At 65.8% G+C, this 348-nt stretch carries 1 protein-coding gene; it reads left to right on the top strand.

What is annotated here, in order from left to right; all coding sequences use genetic code 11:
- Positions 1 to 348 (top strand): hypothetical protein (locus HX869_RS31365; protein ID WP_178904199.1); only part of this gene is annotated, 348 nt, incomplete at both ends.

Below are 348 nucleotides of genomic sequence, written 5' to 3'. Positions count from 1 at the left end.
GCGATCCTGCTGTTCCATCACCTGGCACTGGACCACACCGCCATGGAAGTGGTCGGCCAGGAAATGCGGGCGTTCCTGTTCAACCAGGCCGATGACTTGCCGACCGCGGCACCGTTCCGTCACTACGTGGCCCAGGCTCGCCTGGGTGTCAGCGCCCAGGAACACGAGCAGTTCTTCCGCGAAATGCTCGCCGATGTCGACGAGCCCACGCTGCCCTTCGGCGTGCAGGATGTGCAGGGCGATGGCCGGGATATCGAAGAGGCCGAATTGCCCGTCGATGCAGGGCTGGCGCTGCGGGTTCGGGAACAGGCGCGGCAACTGGGGGTCAGCGCTGCGAGCCTGATGCAC

This window comes from Pseudomonas sp. P7779 (genome assembly GCF_013386315.1).
GTDB lineage: Bacteria > Pseudomonadota > Gammaproteobacteria > Pseudomonadales > Pseudomonadaceae > Aquipseudomonas.
Note: the sequence above shows the minus strand (reverse complement) of the source record. Positions and strands in the feature narration are given on the sequence as shown.